The 17,629-nt window shown below is 60.0% G+C and carries 14 protein-coding genes; 13 read left to right on the top strand and 1 reads right to left on the bottom strand.

Annotation, left to right across the window (positions count from 1 at the left end; all coding sequences use genetic code 11):
• Window positions 1-18: 18 nt before the first annotated feature.
• From rseP to lpxB, 7 genes are all read left to right on the top strand, one after another.
• The gene (rseP, locus tag ASD03_RS13870; protein ID WP_025426824.1) at window positions 19-1,152 is read left to right on the top strand and encodes an RIP metalloprotease RseP; all 1,134 of its coding nucleotides are present in this window, start codon (window positions 19-21) and stop codon (window positions 1,150-1,152) included.
• A 250-nt stretch (window positions 1,153-1,402) separates the two neighbouring features.
• Complete coding sequence (bamA, locus tag ASD03_RS13865) at window positions 1,403-3,736, top strand: outer membrane protein assembly factor BamA (RefSeq protein ID WP_025426825.1); 2,334 nt, start codon at window positions 1,403-1,405, stop codon at window positions 3,734-3,736.
• A gap of 48 nt (window positions 3,737-3,784) precedes the next feature.
• On the top strand, window positions 3,785-4,849 hold the full coding sequence (lpxD, locus tag ASD03_RS13860) for a UDP-3-O-(3-hydroxymyristoyl)glucosamine N-acyltransferase (RefSeq protein ID WP_025426826.1): 1,065 nt from the start codon (window positions 3,785-3,787) through the stop codon (window positions 4,847-4,849).
• Window positions 4,842-5,306: a 3-hydroxyacyl-ACP dehydratase FabZ gene (gene fabZ / locus ASD03_RS13855; RefSeq protein ID WP_025426827.1), complete on the top strand. Its 465-nt coding sequence runs from the start codon at window positions 4,842-4,844 to the stop codon at window positions 5,304-5,306. The genes lpxD and fabZ overlap by 8 nt, the downstream gene beginning before the upstream one ends.
• Before the next feature lie 2 nt (window positions 5,307-5,308).
• A complete protein-coding gene (gene lpxA, locus ASD03_RS13850; RefSeq protein WP_025426828.1) occupies window positions 5,309-6,118 on the top strand; it encodes an acyl-ACP--UDP-N-acetylglucosamine O-acyltransferase in 810 nt (269 codons plus the stop codon).
• A 5-nt stretch (window positions 6,119-6,123) separates the two neighbouring features.
• On the top strand, window positions 6,124-7,011 hold the full coding sequence (locus tag ASD03_RS13845) for an LpxI family protein (protein ID WP_025426829.1): 888 nt from the start codon (window positions 6,124-6,126) through the stop codon (window positions 7,009-7,011).
• Window positions 7,008-8,192 carry a lipid-A-disaccharide synthase gene (gene lpxB / locus ASD03_RS13840; RefSeq protein WP_057205058.1) on the top strand — a complete coding sequence of 395 codons (1,185 nt, stop codon included), beginning with the start codon at window positions 7,008-7,010 and terminating at the stop codon, window positions 8,190-8,192. The genes ASD03_RS13845 and lpxB overlap by 4 nt, the downstream gene beginning before the upstream one ends.
• 35 nt (window positions 8,193-8,227) lie before the next feature.
• Here lpxB and gltA read toward each other — a convergent pair whose 3' ends face one another.
• Window positions 8,228-9,517, bottom strand: a complete 1,290-nt coding sequence (gltA, locus tag ASD03_RS13835; RefSeq protein WP_025426831.1) for a citrate synthase — start codon at window positions 9,515-9,517, stop codon at window positions 8,228-8,230.
• A 317-nt stretch (window positions 9,518-9,834) separates the two neighbouring features.
• Between gltA and ASD03_RS13830 the strand changes: the two genes are divergently transcribed.
• The 6 genes from ASD03_RS13830 to ASD03_RS13805 all read left to right on the top strand — a co-directional run bounded on the left by ASD03_RS13830 (window position 9,835) and on the right by ASD03_RS13805 (window position 17,528).
• Window positions 9,835-12,315: a ComEC/Rec2 family competence protein gene (locus ASD03_RS13830; protein ID WP_057214203.1), complete on the top strand. Its 2,481-nt coding sequence runs from the start codon at window positions 9,835-9,837 to the stop codon at window positions 12,313-12,315.
• A 173-nt stretch (window positions 12,316-12,488) separates the two neighbouring features.
• Window positions 12,489-13,538, top strand: coding sequence for a tonB-system energizer ExbB (gene exbB / locus ASD03_RS13825; protein ID WP_057205051.1), 1,050 nt, complete (start codon window positions 12,489-12,491; stop codon window positions 13,536-13,538).
• Between the two features lie 3 nt (window positions 13,539-13,541).
• Window positions 13,542-13,967 (top strand): TonB system transport protein ExbD, encoded by a 426-nt coding sequence (gene exbD / locus ASD03_RS13820; RefSeq protein ID WP_025426837.1) that lies wholly within the window; start codon window positions 13,542-13,544, stop codon window positions 13,965-13,967.
• Window positions 13,968-14,201: 234 nt separating this feature from the next.
• Window positions 14,202-14,867 carry a protein-L-isoaspartate O-methyltransferase gene (locus tag ASD03_RS13815; protein ID WP_025426838.1) on the top strand — a complete coding sequence of 222 codons (666 nt, stop codon included), beginning with the start codon at window positions 14,202-14,204 and terminating at the stop codon, window positions 14,865-14,867.
• Between the two features lie 287 nt (window positions 14,868-15,154).
• Window positions 15,155-16,525 carry an outer membrane channel protein TolC gene (gene tolC, locus ASD03_RS13810; RefSeq protein ID WP_025426839.1) on the top strand — a complete coding sequence of 457 codons (1,371 nt, stop codon included), beginning with the start codon at window positions 15,155-15,157 and terminating at the stop codon, window positions 16,523-16,525.
• A 184-nt stretch (window positions 16,526-16,709) separates the two neighbouring features.
• The gene (locus tag ASD03_RS13805) at window positions 16,710-17,528 is read left to right on the top strand and encodes a PopZ family protein (protein WP_057214200.1); all 819 of its coding nucleotides are present in this window, start codon (window positions 16,710-16,712) and stop codon (window positions 17,526-17,528) included.
• The last annotated feature ends 101 nt before the right edge of the window (window positions 17,529-17,629 follow it).

The following is a 17,629-nucleotide window of genomic DNA, read 5'->3' as shown; positions in this document are numbered from 1 at the left end:
CAGGCTTAAGGAAAGTTCATGACATATCTGCTTGTTGGCCTGCAATTCGTGACCGGCTACATCGTACCCTTCCTGTTGGTGCTGACCCTTTTGGTCTTCGTGCATGAAATGGGACACTACCTCGTCGGCCGGTGGTCGGGCATTCGTATCCTGGCTTTTTCGGTCGGCTTCGGGCCGGAACTGCTCGGGTGGACCGATAAACACGGCACGAGGTGGAAGTTCTGTGCAATACCGCTGGGCGGCTACGTCAAGTTCTATGGCGACGAGGATGCGGCCAGTACGCCCGATTACAAGCGGCTGGAGGCGATCTCGCCTGAGGAACGGTCACGAACCTTCCTGGGCGCCAAGCTGTGGAAGCGTGCCGCGACCGTTGCGGCCGGTCCGATCGCCAACTTCATCCTTGCCATCGCCATTTTTGCCGTTCTCTTCGCCGTTTATGGGCGTTCGGTTGCGGACCCGGTCGTTGCCCAGGTGAAAGAGAACAGTGCTGCCGCCAAGGCAGGCATTCTTCCGCGCGATAGGTTGATCGCCATCGACGGAACGCCGGTCGCGACCTTCGACGACGTTCGCCGCTATGTCAGCGTGCGACCTGAACTGGAAATCAAGATCCGGATCCAGCGGGACGGTTCATTCCTGGATCTTCCGATGGTGCCTGAGCGAACCGAGATATCGGACCAGTTCGGCAACAAGATGGAGGTCGGAATCATCGGTATCGTCACCGATCAGGATGCGGGCAATTTCCGACTGGTGACTTACGGTCCGATCGAAGCCATAGGGCAGGGGGCGCTTCAGAGCTGGCACATTGTCACCGGCACGTTCGACTATCTGGCGAACCTCGTTACGGGACGTATGAAGGCGGATCAGCTTGGTGGTCCGATCCGTGTCGCTCAGGCCTCGGGCCAAATGGCGACACTGGGTGTGGCTGCCGTGCTGCAGCTTGCAGCCGTCCTGTCAGTTTCCATAGGATTGCTTAACCTCATGCCGGTTCCGGTGCTTGATGGCGGCCACCTGATGTTCTATGCGGTTGAGGCCTTGCGCGGAAAGCCGGTTGGAGCTGCTGCGCAGGACGTCGCTTATCGGATCGGCTTTGCCATGGTGCTGATGCTCATGGTTTTTGCGACCTGGAACGACATTTCGATGTTCTTCGGCTAGCGTTCGGCCGGCGAGCATCTGAGGCGGACGACGACCGATACTGTGAACGATTGGATTTCAATGGCTTGTCCAGCAAGGATTTGTTTACGATAACTCGAATCTGTAGTGGCCGTTAAGCCACGGTTCGAATTGAAGTAAACAGAAATTAACGAGCTGACTTGCTTGTATGGGAAAAGCGGGTAAAACGGCAACCGTGACCGGAGTCGGCACGAAATTGCCGCGCGACGTTGGGAAAAGGTAAGATTTGAACATGAAAGCTGGTTCAAGGTTTTTGAACGCGGTGTCGGCGTTTGCGCTGTCCACGAGTATGGTGGTTTCTGGCGCTGGTGTTGGATTGCTCGCAGGCGCTTCCGTCGCAGAGGCCGCGACCATTAGTCGTGTTGAAGTCCGCGGAGCCACGCGCGTCAGCGCTGAAACGGTTCGTGCGAACATCACGATTGTCCCTGGCAAGAGCTTCAGCAACGCCGATATCGATGCTTCCGTGAAGCGCCTTTACGCGACAGGCTATTTCTCCGATGTCAGCATCAATGTCGCTGGCGGCACGCTTGTCGTCACCGTCAGCGAGAACCAACTGGTCAACCAGGTCGTCTTCAACGGCAACCGCAAGATCAAGGACGACAAGCTTCAGCTCGCCGTCCGCACGCAGCCGCTCGGACCCTACAGCCAGGCGACGGTCGAAACGGATATCCAGTCGATCAAGGACGCCTATGCTGCGATCGGTCGCAGTGATGTCACTGTGACGACCCAGGTCGTCCCGATCGCTGAAGGTCGCGTCAATCTTGCTTTCGTCATCAACGAAGGCGAGCGCACCAAGATTGCGCAGATCAATTTTGTCGGCAACGAAGCCTATAGCGATGGTCGTCTGCAATCCATCATTGCGACGAAGGAATCAGGTATCTTCTCGTTCCTGACCCGCAAGGACGTCTACAACCCGGACAAGCTGCGCGCTGACGAAGAGTTGCTGCGTCAGTTCTACTACAACCGCGGTTATGCCGACTTCCAGGTCGTTTCGTCCGAGTCTTCTCTTAATGAGGCGACCAACGAATACACCGTGACGATCACCGTTGAAGAAGGTCCGCGCTACGACTTTGGTGCAGTGACTGTCGAATCGACGGTTGAAGGTGTGGATGCCGAATCGCTGAAGGGCGTCGTGCTTAGCCGCGAAGGCTCGGTCTACAAGGCCAGGGACATTCAGGAAACGATGAGCGAGATCTCGAGGCGCGTCGCTTCGGCTGGCTACCCGTTTGCCCGCGTGACGCCGCGCGGTAACCGCGACCTCAGCAATCATACGATTGCCGTCGACTATCTCGTCGATCAGGGCGAGCGCGCCTACGTCGAGCGTATCGAAATTCGCGGCAACACCCGAACTCGCGACTACGTCATTCGCCGCGAGTTCGATATGGGTGAAGGCGATGCCTTCAATCAGGAAATGGTTGCGCGCGCCAAGCGTCGCCTTGAGGCTCTCGGTTACTTCTCGACCGTCAATATCTCGACGGCACCTGGCAGTGCGGCAGACCGCGTCGTGGTTATCGTTGACGTACAGGATCAGTCGACCGGTTCGTTCGGTATCGGTGCCGGCTACTCCGCTGGCAGCGGTGGCGGCTTCCTCGTCGAAGCCTCGATCGAGGAAAAGAACTTCCTGGGTCGCGGTCAGTACATTCGCGTCGCGGCAGGTCGCGGCGAAGAGAGTCGGACCTACAACGTTTCGTTCACCGAGCCGTATTTCCTTGGCTATCGTCTGGCTGCCGGCTTCGACGTCTTCAAGAACGAAAACGACTTCGACGACGAAGACTACAGCTATGAAGACCAGGGTTTCAGCCTGCGCATAGCGGCGCCGATCACAGAGAACCTGTCGACCACGCTGCGGTATAACTTCACGACGTTTGACTATAGCGGTAATATTGCAGATCTGTCTTCGCCTTACGTCCGAGCGGTTGAAGGCGGAAACTGGGTCCGTTCGTCGGTATCGCAATCGATCACTTACAACACGCTCGATGATGCGCAACTGCCGCACGATGGCATTCTGGCGACGTTTACGCAGGAGTTCGCCGGCCTCGGTGGCGACTCTGATTTCTACAAGATCACCGGTAAGGCCAAGTGGTATTACACGGTGAACGATGAGGCGGATATTATTGCTTCGCTTGCCGGCGGTGCGGGTCATATCTTCGAGACCGGTAGCGATCTTCAGGTCTTTGACCAGTTCCAACTGGGCAGCAACGATATTCGTGGCTTCGAGCGCAACGGGGTCGGCCCGCGTGATCAGGCAACAGGCGATGCGCTTGGTGGCACCACCTATTTCACGGCGTCGGCCGAAGCAACGTTTCCGCTGCCTGGCATCCCGCGTGACAGCGGCTTCCGCGGCGCAATCTTCGCCGATGCAGGTACGCTCTACAGCAATAAGGTCGCTACGCTGCCCAGTGAAACGGTACTGGGTAACGACTCCTCGCTGCGTGCATCGGTCGGTCTCGGCCTGATCTGGGCGTCGCCGTTCGGTCCGCTGCGTGTCGACTACGCTTGGCCGATCGCGAAGGAAGATTTCGACCGGGTTCAGAATCTGAAGTTCGGTATTTCCTCGTCGTTCTGATAAAGAAGCAGTCCAGAACTGCCAAAAGTAGATCGTTCTGGAGTGTCCATGGAACAGAATTGGTTTTTTCCGCCCCATCAAGGGATTCGTCTGGGTGACCTGGCGAACCAAATTGGGGCGGATCTGACGGATGGCGCGGTGGCAGATCGCGCTATCCACTCGGTAGCACCTGTCAATCGGGCAAAGCCCGGTGACGTCTGTTACATGCTTTCGCGCAAGTACCGTGCTGAGCTGGAAAGCTGCCAGGCTTCCGCGATTATCTGCGACAAGACGATCGCCCCACTCGTACCGTCTCACATTCCCGTTCTCTTGACTGCGCGGCCGCATACGGCCTTCGCGCTGGCAGGTACACTCTTGCACGAGGCTGCCATGCGCCCGGCGCGCAATACCAGCCTTGCCGGTGTGTCGCCGGCCGCCTTCGTTGACCCGACGGCACGCCTTGAAGAGGGCGTGGAGATCGAGCCGATGGCAGTCGTTGGGGCCGGCGCCGAAATTGGTAGCGGAACGAGAATTGCCGCAGGTGTCGTCATAGGGCCGGGCGTTCGCATTGGCCGAGACTGCACGATCGCGGCGGGCGCAAGCGTTCTCTGCGCTCTTGTCGGCAACAGTGTCATCATTCACCCAGGTGCCCGGATCGGCCAGGATGGGTTCGGCTACGCGCCGGGCCCCAAGGGTGGAATGATCAAGATCGTTCAGGTCGGACGTGTGATCATTCAGGATCATGTCGAGATCGGCGCGAACACGACGATCGATCGTGGCACCATGGACGACACCGTCATCGGCGAAGGCACGAAGATCGACAACCTTGTACAGATCGGCCACAACGTCCGCATCGGCCGTTATTGCGGCATCGTCAGTCAGGTCGGCATCGCCGGCAGCACCAGGATTGGTGACGGCGTGATGATCGGCGGCGGTAGCGGCGTCAACGGCCACATCACTGTGGGTGACGGCGTTCAGATCGCTGCCATGAGCGGCGTTGCAAGCGACGTCCCTGCGGGCGAACGCTATGGCGGTATTCCAGCGCGCCCCATGCGCGATTTCCTGCGCGATGTCGCCGAAATGGCCTTGCGCGCAAGTGACAGACAGAAAAAGAAGGATGGCACGAATGAGTGAGGCGGCAACGGTTCTGGGTACGGCTGATATTCAGGAGATCCTGAAGCTTCTTCCGCATCGTTATCCCTTCCTGCTCGTCGACCGGATCATCGAGATCGACGGCGACAATTCGGCGATCGGCATCAAGAACGTCTCGGCAAATGAGCCGCACTTTACCGGCCATTTTCCGGAGAAGCCGATCATGCCGGGCGTCCTGCTGATCGAGGGCATGGCGCAGACGGCGGGCGCGATCTGCGCGCGCAAGACTGCTTCGGGTACCAACCTCGTCTACTTCATGACCATCGACAATGCGCGCTTCCGCAAGCCGGTTGTTCCGGGTGATCGTGTTGAGTTTCATGTCGTGAAGCAGAAACAGCGCGGCAATATCTGGAAGTTTCATTGTGACGCAAAAGTTGACGGGCAACTTGTCGCGGAAGCTGATATCGGCGCGATGATAGTCAGCACGGAAGACGCTTAAACATGATTGCATCAACAGCGAAGATCCACCCGTCCTCGATCATCGAAGATGGCGCGGTCATCGGTGAGAACGTCAAAATCGGCCCGTTTTGCTACATCGGGCCGAAAGTCGTTCTCGGAGACGACATGGAACTGATGAGCCACGTCGTTGTCGCCGGCCGCACGACGGTCGGCAAGGGCACCAAGATTTTCCCGAATGCCGTCATTGGCGGAGATTCGCAAAGCGTGCATCACAGCACTGTCGACACCATTTTGCAGATCGGCGACAACTGCACGATCCGCGAAGGTGTCACGATGAATGCGGGAACCGTCGAATATGGCGGTGCGACGATCGTCGGCAATAACAATCTGTTCCTCGCCTATTCGCATGTGGCGCATGATTGCCGCCTCGGCAGCAACATCATCATGTCGAACAACGTGTTGTTGGCCGGCCATGTGACGATCGAGGACCGCGCTATCCTTGGCGGCGGCTGTGCCGTGCACCAATTCACGCGCATCGGTCGTCAGGCGTTCATCGGCGGCCTCTCCGCCGTAAGCTACGACGTCATTCCCTATGGCATGCTCAACGGCAATCCCGGTGTCCTGAGCGGGCTGAACGTTGTGGGCATGACCCGGGCGGGCATTGAGCGTGCAACGATCCACGTGGTTCGCCGCGCCTACAAGCAGATCTTCGAGGGCCCAGAATCAGTTCGCGCCAATGCCGCCGCCATTCGCGCTGATTATGCCGACTGTGCGCCTGTTGTCGAAATCCTCGATTTCATCGCAGCCGAAAGCGACAGGGCACTGTCTTCACCAAGTCGCGGCAAGGCCTGACCGTGATGTCGGCCACGGCGAGCCGCGCAGCAACTGGCGGCCGGCTCGCGATCATCGCCGGCGGCGGAGCGCTGCCGCATCATGTGGCCGAGGCCGTTCGTGCCCGTGGAGAAGATCCATTTGTGATCGCGCTCTCGCGCGAAGCGGAAGAGAGCGATTGGGTCGGTTTCGATCACTCCGTGCTCGCCATCGGCGATTTCTCCGGCATCAGCCGCACATTCAAAGAACAACGCATCGACCGCGTTGTGCTTTCGGGCTGGGTCCGTCGTAGACCGGAATGGCGCGACATTCGCCCGACGCTGAAAACGCTTGCCAGAATACCGAGCGTTTTGAAGACGCTGGTGTCTGGCGGCGATGACGCTGTCTTGCGCATGGCGATGCAACTCATCGAAGCAAGCGGCGCCCACGTGATCGGCGTGCATGAGGTGGTTCCGAACCTTCTGGCGGATCCAGGGCCGATTGGCGCTATCGCCCCATCGGACGATGACAGACGCGACGTTGAGGCCGGCATCGCTGCCGCCAACGCGCTTGGCGAACTCGACGTGGGGCAGGGCGCCATCGCTGTCGGTGGTCGCGTGGTTGCCCTGGAGGGCGCCGAGGGCACCGATGCGATGCTCGAGCGGGTGGCGACACTCAAGACGGAAGGACGCGTCTCGGCGCGTCGGCGTGGCGTTCTGGTCAAGCTTTGTAAGCCGGGGCAGGACTTGCGTGCGGATCTGCCATCGATCGGACCATCGACCGTCGCTGGCGCTGTCGCGGCCGGGCTTGCCGGAATTGCTGTCGAGGCCGGTCGCGCCCTGGTGCTCGAGCGCGCGGAGGTGATCGAAGCTGCCAACCGCGCGGGGCTGTTTGTCATTGGTGTCGAGCGGAGCGGTCACCGGGGAAAAGCATGAGCGGACAAGGCTACAAGCTGGCGGTCATTGCCGGCGAGGTATCGGGCGATCTTCTTGGCGCAGATCTGGTGCGGGCACTGCGTGCACAATGCGGGCGTGATGTCGAGCTTGTCGGCGTTGGCGGCGACGGTCTTGAGGGCGAAGGCCTGGAATCGCTGTTCGATTATTCCGAACTTTCGATCATGGGCTTCTCGCAAGTGCTCGCGCGTCTGCCAAAGTTGATTCTGCGCATCCGCCAGACGGCGAATGCCATTATTGCTGCGCGCCCCGATGCCTTGCTGATCATCGATAGTCCGGATTTCACCCATCGTGTCGCGCGTCGCGTTCGCGACGCGCTGCCGGATCTGCCTGTCATCAACTATGTCTGCCCGAGCGTATGGGCCTGGAAGCCGGAACGCGCGCCGCGCATGCGCAGCTATGTCGATCATGTTCTGGCGGTGCTGCCGTTCGAGCCCGAGACCATGCGCAAGCTTGAGGGGCCGCCGACGACCTATATCGGCCATCGGCTTGCCTCGGATGCCAATGTGCTTGCCGTCCGCGCCAGCCGACGCGAAAGACTGAACGACGTCAATGGTAGCGCGGTTTCCACCTGCCTGCTTCTGCCGGGATCGCGTTCAAGCGAAATCAAGCGGCTGCTACCGATCTTCAGGCAGATGACCGAGGAACTCGCTCGCCGGCATTCCGGCGTCCGCTTGCTGTTGCCGACGGTTCCGCGCCAGGAAAAACTGGTGCGCGAGATCACGGCCGGTTGGACGGTTCAGCCGGAAATATTGGTGGGAGCCACCGAGAAATGGGCTGCCTTCGACAAGGCGGATGCGGCAATCGCCGCGTCGGGAACGGTCATCCTAGAGCTTGCGCTAGCCGGCGTTCCCGTCGTTTCTACCTATGATGCCGACTGGCTTGTGCGGTTGCTGCACAACCGCATCCGCATCTGGAGCGGGGCGCTTCCCAATCTCATCGCCGATTTCCCGATCGTGCCGGAGTATTTCAACCAGAGCATTCGTCCGGGCGCCTTGACCCGCTGGGTCGAGCGGCTGTCCGGGCCGACGGCCCAGCGCGCGTCGATGCTCGACGGCTACGCGCTGGTACAGCAGCGCATGGCGACAAGCAGACCGCCGGGCGAATTGGGCGCCGAGATCGTCCTCTCCTATCTGCAAAATCGAAAGCCCGGTCATCTCTGACCGGGCTTTTCTCATTTCCTGATTTCCGTTTGGCGTTAACGCTTGGAGACCGGCACGTAGTCACGCTGCGGAGCGCCGACATAGAGCTGGCGCGGGCGGCCGATGCGCTGTTCCGGATCTTCGATCATTTCGTTCCACTGGGCGATCCAGCCGACGGTGCGCGCAAGCGCGAACAGCACGGTGAACATGGTGGTGGGGAAGCCCAGCGCCTTCAGCGTGATGCCGGAGTAGAAGTCGATGTTCGGGTAGAGCTTCTTCTCGACGAAGTACTCGTCGGTGAGCGCGATACGTTCGAGTTCCATCGCCACTTCGAGGAGGGGATCGTCCTTGTGGCCGAGTTCTGCAAGCACTTCATGCGTGGTCTTCTGCATGATCTTGGCGCGCGGATCGTAGTTCTTGTAGACGCGGTGGCCGAAGCCCATCAGGCGGAACGGATCATTCTTGTCCTTGGCCTTGGCGATGTATTCCGGAATGCGGTCAGCCGTGCCGATTTCGGCCAGCATGTTGAGCGCAGCTTCGTTCGCGCCGCCGTGGGCCGGGCCCCAGAGGCAGGCGATGCCAGCGGCGATGCAGGCAAAGGGATTGGCACCTGACGAACCGGCAAGGCGCACGGTCGAGGTCGAAGCATTCTGCTCGTGGTCGGCATGCAGGATGAAGATGCGATCCATGGCGCGCGACAACACCGGGTTCACTACATATTCCTCGCAAGGCACGGCAAAGCACATGCGCAGGAAGTTCGAGGCGTAGTCTAGATCGTTCTTCGGATAAACGAACGGCTGGCCGATATGGTACTTGTAGGCCATCGCGGCGATCGTCGGCATCTTGGCGATCATGCGCAGCGAAGCGACCATGCGCTGGTGCGGATCGGTGATGTCGGTCGAGTCGTGATAGAAGGCCGACAGGGCGCCGACGCAACCGCACATGACGGCCATCGGGTGGGCATCGCGACGGAAGCCGGTGAAGAAGCGCGACATCTGCTCATGCACCATGGTGTGGTGTGTGACGCGGTAGTCGAAGTCAGCCTTCTGCGCCTTCGTCGGCAGTTCGCCGTAAAGCAGGAGATAGCAGACTTCGAGGAAGTCGCCATGTTCTGCGAGCTGTTCGATCGGGTAGCCGCGGTGCAGGAGCACGCCTTCGTCACCGTCGATATAGGTGATCTTGGATTCGCACGACGCCGTCGACGTAAAGCCCGGGTCGTAGGTGAACATCTTGGTCTGCTTGTAGAGCGAGCCGATATCGACCACATCAGGACCGATGGACCCCGATCGCACTGGTAGCTCCGCCGACTTTCCATCGAATGTTACGACCGCGCTTTTTTCTGTCATGGGGACCCTCCGTCTTATGGCAACGTGGCACAGAGACCATGCCACGAAAATGAACGTTGCGAATTTGCTATATGATTTATTTTCGGCTGCCAAGCTGTACGAAAGGCAAATTGTGCGATGCGAAAATGTGCATATGGCGACGCAATAATCGCACGTTAGAGCAATATGTCCAACCGGATCAATAACTGTCAGGATAATGATGCGGTACCATTCCATATAGGTTTGCCGCTTTTTTCGGCAGATGACGTTCAGGTTGCGGTTGGGTGATGTTGGTTGCATGATCGACCTCTACCGTCTTAGGGGAGTGGTACCGTACGATGAGCGAGATCGAAGTCCGGTCTTTGATGCAGGACGCAGATCGTGTCGCTCCGGCACCACCCGCTTCGGTTTCGATCGGGAGCATGTCTGCAACGCCTGCGAATGCACGCGGCAACCTCGTTTTTCCCCTTGTCAAATCTTGCGCCGCGCTCGCGCACGCACGCCTCCGACCAGAGGCGATTGCCGCACACTGGCGCGAAGCGGTCGAAGAAGAATCGGCCTTCGGCCACGGATTGGTGCTTGTCCCCGTCCTGTTAGCCGCCGGCGTGCTGACGTGGCTCTCGCTGCCCTATGACCTCGGACTCATCAAACTTGCACTGCTGCTTTGCGTTTTCGGAATAGCCGCCTTGCTGTGCAACCTCCGTGTGCGCGCCCTGCGTGCGCCGAGGATCGCAGCGGGGCTGTTCACGGCGGGAATGATGCTTGCGGCGATCGAGGCATCGCGCATCGACACGATCGTTCTCGATGGACCGGTAACGACGAACCTGCGCGGCAAGGTATTTTCGCGCGAGAAGAATGATCGGGACCACTGGCGCTACGGAATTGTCATCGAGCAAACCACGAAGCCGACGTTGCGCCGTGCGCCGTTGAAGGCCATGGTGCTGTCGCGCAGCCCGCACGCGCCGTTGGCGATCGGGGCAACGATCGAGGGCAGGGCGCGTCTTTCGCCGCCTTCCGGCCCTGCGTTGCCAGGCCTCAACGACTTCGCATTCGATTCTTATTTCCGGCAGATCGGCGCCGTCGGTTACTTCTATGGTGCGCCACTTAGCCCGATAGCCGACGGTGCTGCGACGGTGGCGGACCGCTCGTTTTGGATGCGGATGGCGGAGTATCTGGCCGCGCTACGCGAAACGGTCGGCGAGCGGATCCGCACGGCAGTCGGTGGCGACACTGGTGCGCTCGCTGCAGCCCTGGTGACGGCGGAAGAAAGGGCGATTGGTCGCGACACCGTCGAGATGCTGCGACAGGCGGGCTTGGCGCACGTTTTGGCGATCTCCGGTCTCAACATGGTGCTTGCGGCAGGTACGTTTCTAATCGGAGCGCGTACCGTCTTGAGTGCGGTTCCCGGGTTGGCGCAGCGCGTGGCGATCAAGAAGGTTGCCGCTGCGGGCGCTCTGGCAATGGTCTTCCTTTACATCTTGATTTCCGGTGGAGCCGTATCCGCCGTCCGCGCCTGGATCATGATTTCGAACATGCTGGTTGCGGTCTTCTTCGACCGCATGTCGATCAGCCTGAGAAATATCGCGCTGGCTGCGATTGTCATCATCGTGATCACGCCATCTGCCGTTGCGGGGCCGGGCTTCCAGATGTCGTTCGCCGCCACGCTGGCGTTGGTTGCTGGCTATGCGCGCTGGCGCGAGCGTGCGGAAGCAGAAGAGCCGGCAGTCGCCGGGCGTTGGTGGGGCAGGCGGCTCGTCACGGGTTTCGTTATCGGCGTGGTTGCGACCTCATTGATCGGCGGACTTGCAACCGCGGTTTACTCTGCCGCCTATTTCCAGCGACTGCCGGCCTATGGGTTGCTCGCCAATATTCTCGCAGCGCCACTGATCAGCATTGTGATCATGCCGTTCGGCCTCTTCGCCATGGTGTTGACGCCTTTCGGTCTCGAGCAGTACCCGCTCSCCGTCATGGCTTGGGGCCTTGACGGTATGCTGGTGATCGCCCGCTTCGTCACGTCGCTCGACGGCGAGTTTCTGACCGGCCGCGTCGGGCCGCTGGCATTCGTTCTTATCGCTGCCGGCGGCGTTATTCTGTGTGTGTTGCGCACTTGGCTGGCAGGGCTCGGAGCCGTGCTGCTGTTTTCCGGACTCGTGTGCCTCGCGTTCGAAGACAGGCAATTGCCGGCGATCGTGGTATCGGAAGATGGGCGCCTCGTCGGATTGGTCACCGACGCCGCCATTGCGACGAACCGGGATCGTCCCTCCGACTTCCTTTTCTCTCAATGGCAGCGGGCATTGGCGGTCGACGCCCACGTCGCTCCGATGCCCGCGCAAGGGGCGGTCGCTGATGGTCTTTATCCCGAGGCGAAGCTACGGCCCGCGAAGGCGCAAACGAGGACCATCGATGCCGCGACAGCCGCCGCCATCCGTCACGATATCAACTCCGCGCTCGGCCAAGTTTCGCCGAATGCTTTTTCGTGCCGCGAGAAAGAATGGTGCATCGCTCGAAGCGATGCCGGCTGGACCGTTGCTCTCGTCGAAAACCCCTACCTGTTTGAGGTGCTGTGCAATCAGGTCGATCTGCTGATCGTGCCGGGAAGCACCGAGCGGACCTGTTCATCCGGCCGGGCGCGGATCCTGAGTGGACGCCTGCTGCGATTGGTAGGTGCGATCGAGATTTTCGCCGAGCCGGTTGCAGGCGATGAGCTTCCGAAAATGCGCTTCAAGACGTCGTTTACGTCGCTGCAACGCCCTTGGGAGCGGCACCGCGCATATGACTGGAGAAGTGACGGCTTCGTCGATAACTCTCCCGCCCTTTGAGATCTCGATTGAAACGCAGGCATGAAATTATTCTTGATCTTTATACTCCACAAATCCTTGTGTTTCGTTCATAGTTTGTCGTAAAGAGCGGCCAATGCACGTTGAGGTGGCCGAAATTCCGGCTGCCCTGTGATTTTTGTGATGGCGAAACGGACCAGTACGCGAGGAACAAGATGCCCAATCGAACACGATCGAAGCTGAATTTGTTGGCCGCAGCGACATTGGTGCTGGCTTCTGGTCTTCCCTCGACGGTCGTGTTTGCACAGGCGACAACCTCAACCGAAACGACCGCTCCTGCGGTCAGCCAGGCTCAAGACGCGGGACCTGCGGGAACGGCACGGGCCAATGCCAATGCAGCGGCCCGTGGCGAGCAGCCGACTGTCGACGGTCTTCCGGCCACCGGGTCTGAAGCCGGCGCACAAACACCGGCTGTGTCGATTGAGACGCCCGCAGCAGAAGCGGCGGCCAACCCAGTCCTGCCACACGACCTTTCGCCTATCGGCATGTTCCTTGCCGCCGACATGGTGGTGAAGGCAGTGATGATCGGGCTGGCGCTCGCCTCGGTCATCACCTGGGCGATTTTCGTGGCCAAGACGTTTGAACTCTTCGCCGCAAAGGCGCGCCTCAGCCGCGCCGTCCGTCAGCTCTCCGCTGCAAACGGGTTGGCAGAGCTTAAGTCCACATTCAACGGCAAGGCGGGCCCTGCCGCGGAAATGGTTGCCGCTGCGATCGATGAGATGGTGCGTTCGGAGGCTGTGCTCGATCACGCACCGGCAGCTGGTCTCAAGGAACGCGTCGCATCGCTGCTGACGCGTATCGAGGTTCGCGCCGGCAAGCGCATGACGAGCGGAACGGGCATCCTTGCCTCGATCGGCTCCGTCGGCCCGTTCGTCGGTCTGTTCGGAACCGTCTGGGGGATCATGAACTCCTTCATTGGCATCAGCAAAGCGCAGACGACCAACCTGGCGATCGTTGCTCCCGGTATTGCCGAAGCGCTGCTGGCGACCGCAATCGGTCTCGTTGCCGCTATCCCCGCCGTTATCATCTACAACTACTTTGCCCGCGCGGTGGGTGGCTACAAGGTGATCCTCGCCGACGCGGCAGCCGCCGTCGAACGGCTTGTCAGCCGCGATCTCGATCATCGCCTGGTCCGCAAGGCGCAACCGCGTCGCCAGGATGGCTTTGCCCATCCGGCAGACGCGTCGATCGCAAGGATCGGGTGAGACATGGCCGGCAAGGTTACCGACAGCGGCGGCGATCTCGACGAGAACAGCGAGATCAACGTCACCCCATTCATCGATGTCATGCTCGTTTTGCTGATCATCTTCATGGTCGCGGCACCACTTGCGACCGTGGACATGAAGGTCGATCTGCCGCAATCGGCCTCCAAGCCGACGCCGCGCGACGATAAGCCGGTCTTCGTCACGCTCAACGCCGACCTCGGTCTGGCGATTGGCAACGAAGAAACAGCCCGTGAGGAATTTGCGGTGGAGCTTCAGCGCCTGACGGAGGGTAACACCGAGACGCGCGTTCTGCTGCGTGCGGACAAGGCCGTCGACTACGGCGAGCTGATGACGGTCATGAACCTCATCCAGAACGCCGGTTATACGAAGATTGCCCTCGTTGGGCTCGAAGGGGCGCCTGGCCGCTGACGTCAGGCTCTCTCTGTTCTGGCGGCAGCCAGCGCCGCCGCCCGTGCCGGGCCGTGCAAACGTCGCTTCGGTGTTTCTCGTTCCTTTTTCCGCTGCAAGATGTCGCTGTCGCTTGAAACCAGCGGGAGGGCGATTTATGAGCTTATATAAAGGCGCCATATTTGGCAGCCAGAAGACGACTGCGCGGTCATCCGGGATACCGGTGCCGTGCCATCCGGACACGAGGGCAGTATGATGAATTTCGAAGCGGCGCGCACCAAGATGGTGGACAACCAGATCCGGACGACGGATGTGACGTCCCATGCGATCCTGTCCGCTTTCCTCTCCGTACCGCGCGAAGAATTCGTGCCTTCGCGGATGAAGGAACTCGCCTATATCGATGCCGACATCGAACTCGACGGCGCTAAGGGCGCAAGCCCGCGGTACCTGATGGAGCCGTCGCCGCTCGCCAAGCTGCTGCAACTCGCCGAAATCTCGAAGTCAGACGTGGTGCTGGAGATCGGCTGTGGCACCGGTTACGCCTCGGCGCTGCTTTCGTTGATCGCCGGTTCGGTCGTCGCACTCGAAAGCGATGAAGCGCTTGCCGCAACTGCGACGGAAACCTTGGCACGGCTGGGCTATGACAACGTTGCCGTGGTCACCGGCGATCTTGGCAAGGGATATGCCGGCGAGGCACCCTATGATGTCATTTTCGTTCATGGTTCGGTAGAAGTGCTTCCTCCGGCCTTGTTCGAGCAGTTGCGCGACGGCGGCCGGCTTATTGCCGTTGAAGGCTTCGGTAACGCTTCGCGTGCTAAGCTTTATGTCCATGAGCATGGGAAGACGTCCGAAAGGGCGGATTTCAACACTGCGGTCAAGCCGCTTCCCGGCTTCCGCCGCGAGCAGACTTTTGTTTTTTGAGGTGCCACTTATTGAGGTATCTCAACATTTGATTGTGCTGCTAAAATAGCAATGTTGCCAATTGGCAACGAACCACCTGTTTCTTTTTGAAATGATCGTGCGCAGTATCGGTGTACAGTTGTGATCAGGCCGAATCCGGGTTTCAAAGAGTGCTGAGGTAGTGATTTGCTCACCGGTGGGCGGTGTGAGCGCTTCATCGCCGTATTTAGGGCGGCCCGGTTTCGACGTCGGAATGGTGCCGCAGGAAATAGTGGGCTGGCTTTGCCGCCCCGATCGGAGAGGGAAGTATGGTGTCGATTGTCCGCAAAGCAGCCTTTTGGGCTGCCGTCTCGACGAGTGTACTGCTTGCGCCGCAGGCCGTGCTGGCGGAGACGATCTTCGGCGCAATGGCCAAAGCCTATGAAAATAACCCGGATCTGAACGCCGCGCGCGCTGGTCTTAGGGCGACCGACGAAGGGGTGCCGATCGCGAAGTCCGGGTTTCGTCCACAGGTTTCGGCTTTTGCAAACGGAACGCTTTCAAACGTCGACAACGAGCTTACCGGAAGCCGGGACTTTCATCAGGGGCAGATCGGTATCACCGTAACCCAGATGATTTTTGATGGCTTTCAGACGCTGAACAATGTTCGCGCCGCTGAATCGAATGTCTTCGCCAACCGCGAATCGCTTCGCGCAAACGAGATCCAGATTCTGCTCGCAGCAGCCACGTCCTACGCCAACATCGCGCGCGACCAGCAGATCGTTGTTATTCGCCGGCAGAACCTCGCCTTCCTCAGGGAACAGCTGAACGCATCCCAGGCTCGCCTTGACGTGGGTGAAGGCACCCGCACGGACGTCAGCCTTTCCGAGGCATCGCTTGCCGACGCGCAGTCGCTTCTGATTACCGCCATTGCGCAGTTGAAGCAGAGCGAATCAGTCTACGTGCAGATCGTCGGCGTTGCGCCGACGGGTATCAAGCAGCCGGGGCCGGCCACCAAGGGGCTTCCGCGTTCGCTCGATCAGGCTGTTGCCCTGGGATTGCGTCAGCACCCGACCATTCTCGCCGCCCAGTACAACGTCGATACGGCCGGCTTCCAGGTGAAGTCTGCTGAAGGCACCATGCTGCCCGGCGTGAGCATTCAGGGGCAGGTTGGACGCGTGACCGGCAACTCCGGCGACGGTCTTGACAGCAACGCGTCGAGCGTTACTGCCCGCCTGACGGTGCCGATCTACCAGGGTGGCGCGGAATACGGTCAGATTCGCCAAGCGAAGGAGACCTTGGGCCAGCAGCGCATCCTCGTCGATTCGCAGCGCGCCGCCGTTCAGCAGAACGTCGTGAGCGCACACGCCCAACTTGAGGCGGCAATTGCGCGCATCGGCGCCAACAAGACGCAGATCTCGGCGGCTAACATGGCGCTTGCCGGCGTCATCGAAGAGCGCAATGTTGGTCAGCGCACTACGCTCGACGTGCTCGATTCGCAGCAGACCGTTCTGAATGCGCAGGAACAGCTGGCTATCGCCCAGCGCGACGCCGTCGTCGCAAGCTACGGTCTGCTCGCTGCCACCGCGACACTGAGCGTCAAGAGCCAGGGCCTGCAGGTCGCGGAATATCGCGCCGAAGAGCATTACGAAGCCGTCAAGGACAAATGGTTCGGACTTCGAACCGTCGACGGCCGCTGATCAAAGAAAACGCCTCGGGAAACCGGGGCGTTTCTGCTTCTGCCGATCGAAACAAATCTGTGCAACAATCCAAGTGTCTGATTCGTGGCGTATGTTTCGTCCGCGGACTCACTTAAGGTTTGTTTGTTATCGGCACATGCGTCGTTTCGGGACACATGCTCTGCCGCGTCAAACGGGGATAGAAATGGCACAGCTCAATGTCGCGCGTGAACCTTCGATGGATGAGATTCTCGCATCCATTCGCAAGATCATCGAGAGCAATGAGCCGGGGCAGACCGATTTCTCCTCGCGTGACCAATACGAGGACGACGGCTCGGATGAGATTGAACTGACGATCGACAGCGAAATCGAGGCTGCCGCTTTCGGCAGGCGGGAGGACCATGGCGAGGCGTCCAAGCTCGCTACACCTTCGCCGGAGATCGAGGTGGCCGTCATTCCTTCGGAGCCGCATTCGAGCATCGCGCAGCCGCCGCTTTCGCTGGCGGACGTTGCAGCCCGAGTAAGGGCGGCCTCCGAGCGCCACACCATGAGCTATACCGCCAAAGAGCCGGTCAAGGATGTGCCTTCGCGCAGCGTTCAGGATAGTCCGGTCATCACGTCACGTATGGCAGCAGTGTCCGCGCCGCCGGCGCCGGTTGATCGTCTCTCGGTGAGCGCCGTACAAGAGCCCGTCAATCGGGCGGTAGCTGTTGAAGCGCTGAAGGTAGCAGACCCGGCACCCGTAGCCGTTTCGGGCGGACCGGTGGCTGTTATTGCCGAAGAGCCCGTGACCGAAAAGGCCGCGCCTGCGATCCTTTCACCCGAGGTTGGTCGTCAGGTCGCTCAGTCCTTCGACAATCTTGCCCAGGCGGTCGACCTCAGCACGCGGCGGTCGTTCGACGAAATTGCCGAAGAAATGCTGCGCCCGATGCTGCAGGAATGGCTGGACGACAACCTACCGACCTTGGTTGAACGGCTGGTGCGTGAAGAGATCGAACGCGTCGCGCGCGGCCCCCGGCGCTAGGATCTGAACCTTTCCGATACAGAGGCCGCGGAACAGTCGCGGCCTTTTTGCGTTCGTGTTGACTTGCACCGGTCGTTCCGGTTTACAAGACATAGACATCA

Source organism: Ensifer sp. Root127 (genome assembly GCF_001425225.1).
In the GTDB taxonomy this organism is placed as follows: domain Bacteria; phylum Pseudomonadota; class Alphaproteobacteria; order Rhizobiales; family Rhizobiaceae; genus Ensifer; species Ensifer canadensis.
The sequence above is the reverse complement of the archived record's forward strand: the minus strand, read 5'-3'. Positions and strand labels throughout refer to the sequence as shown.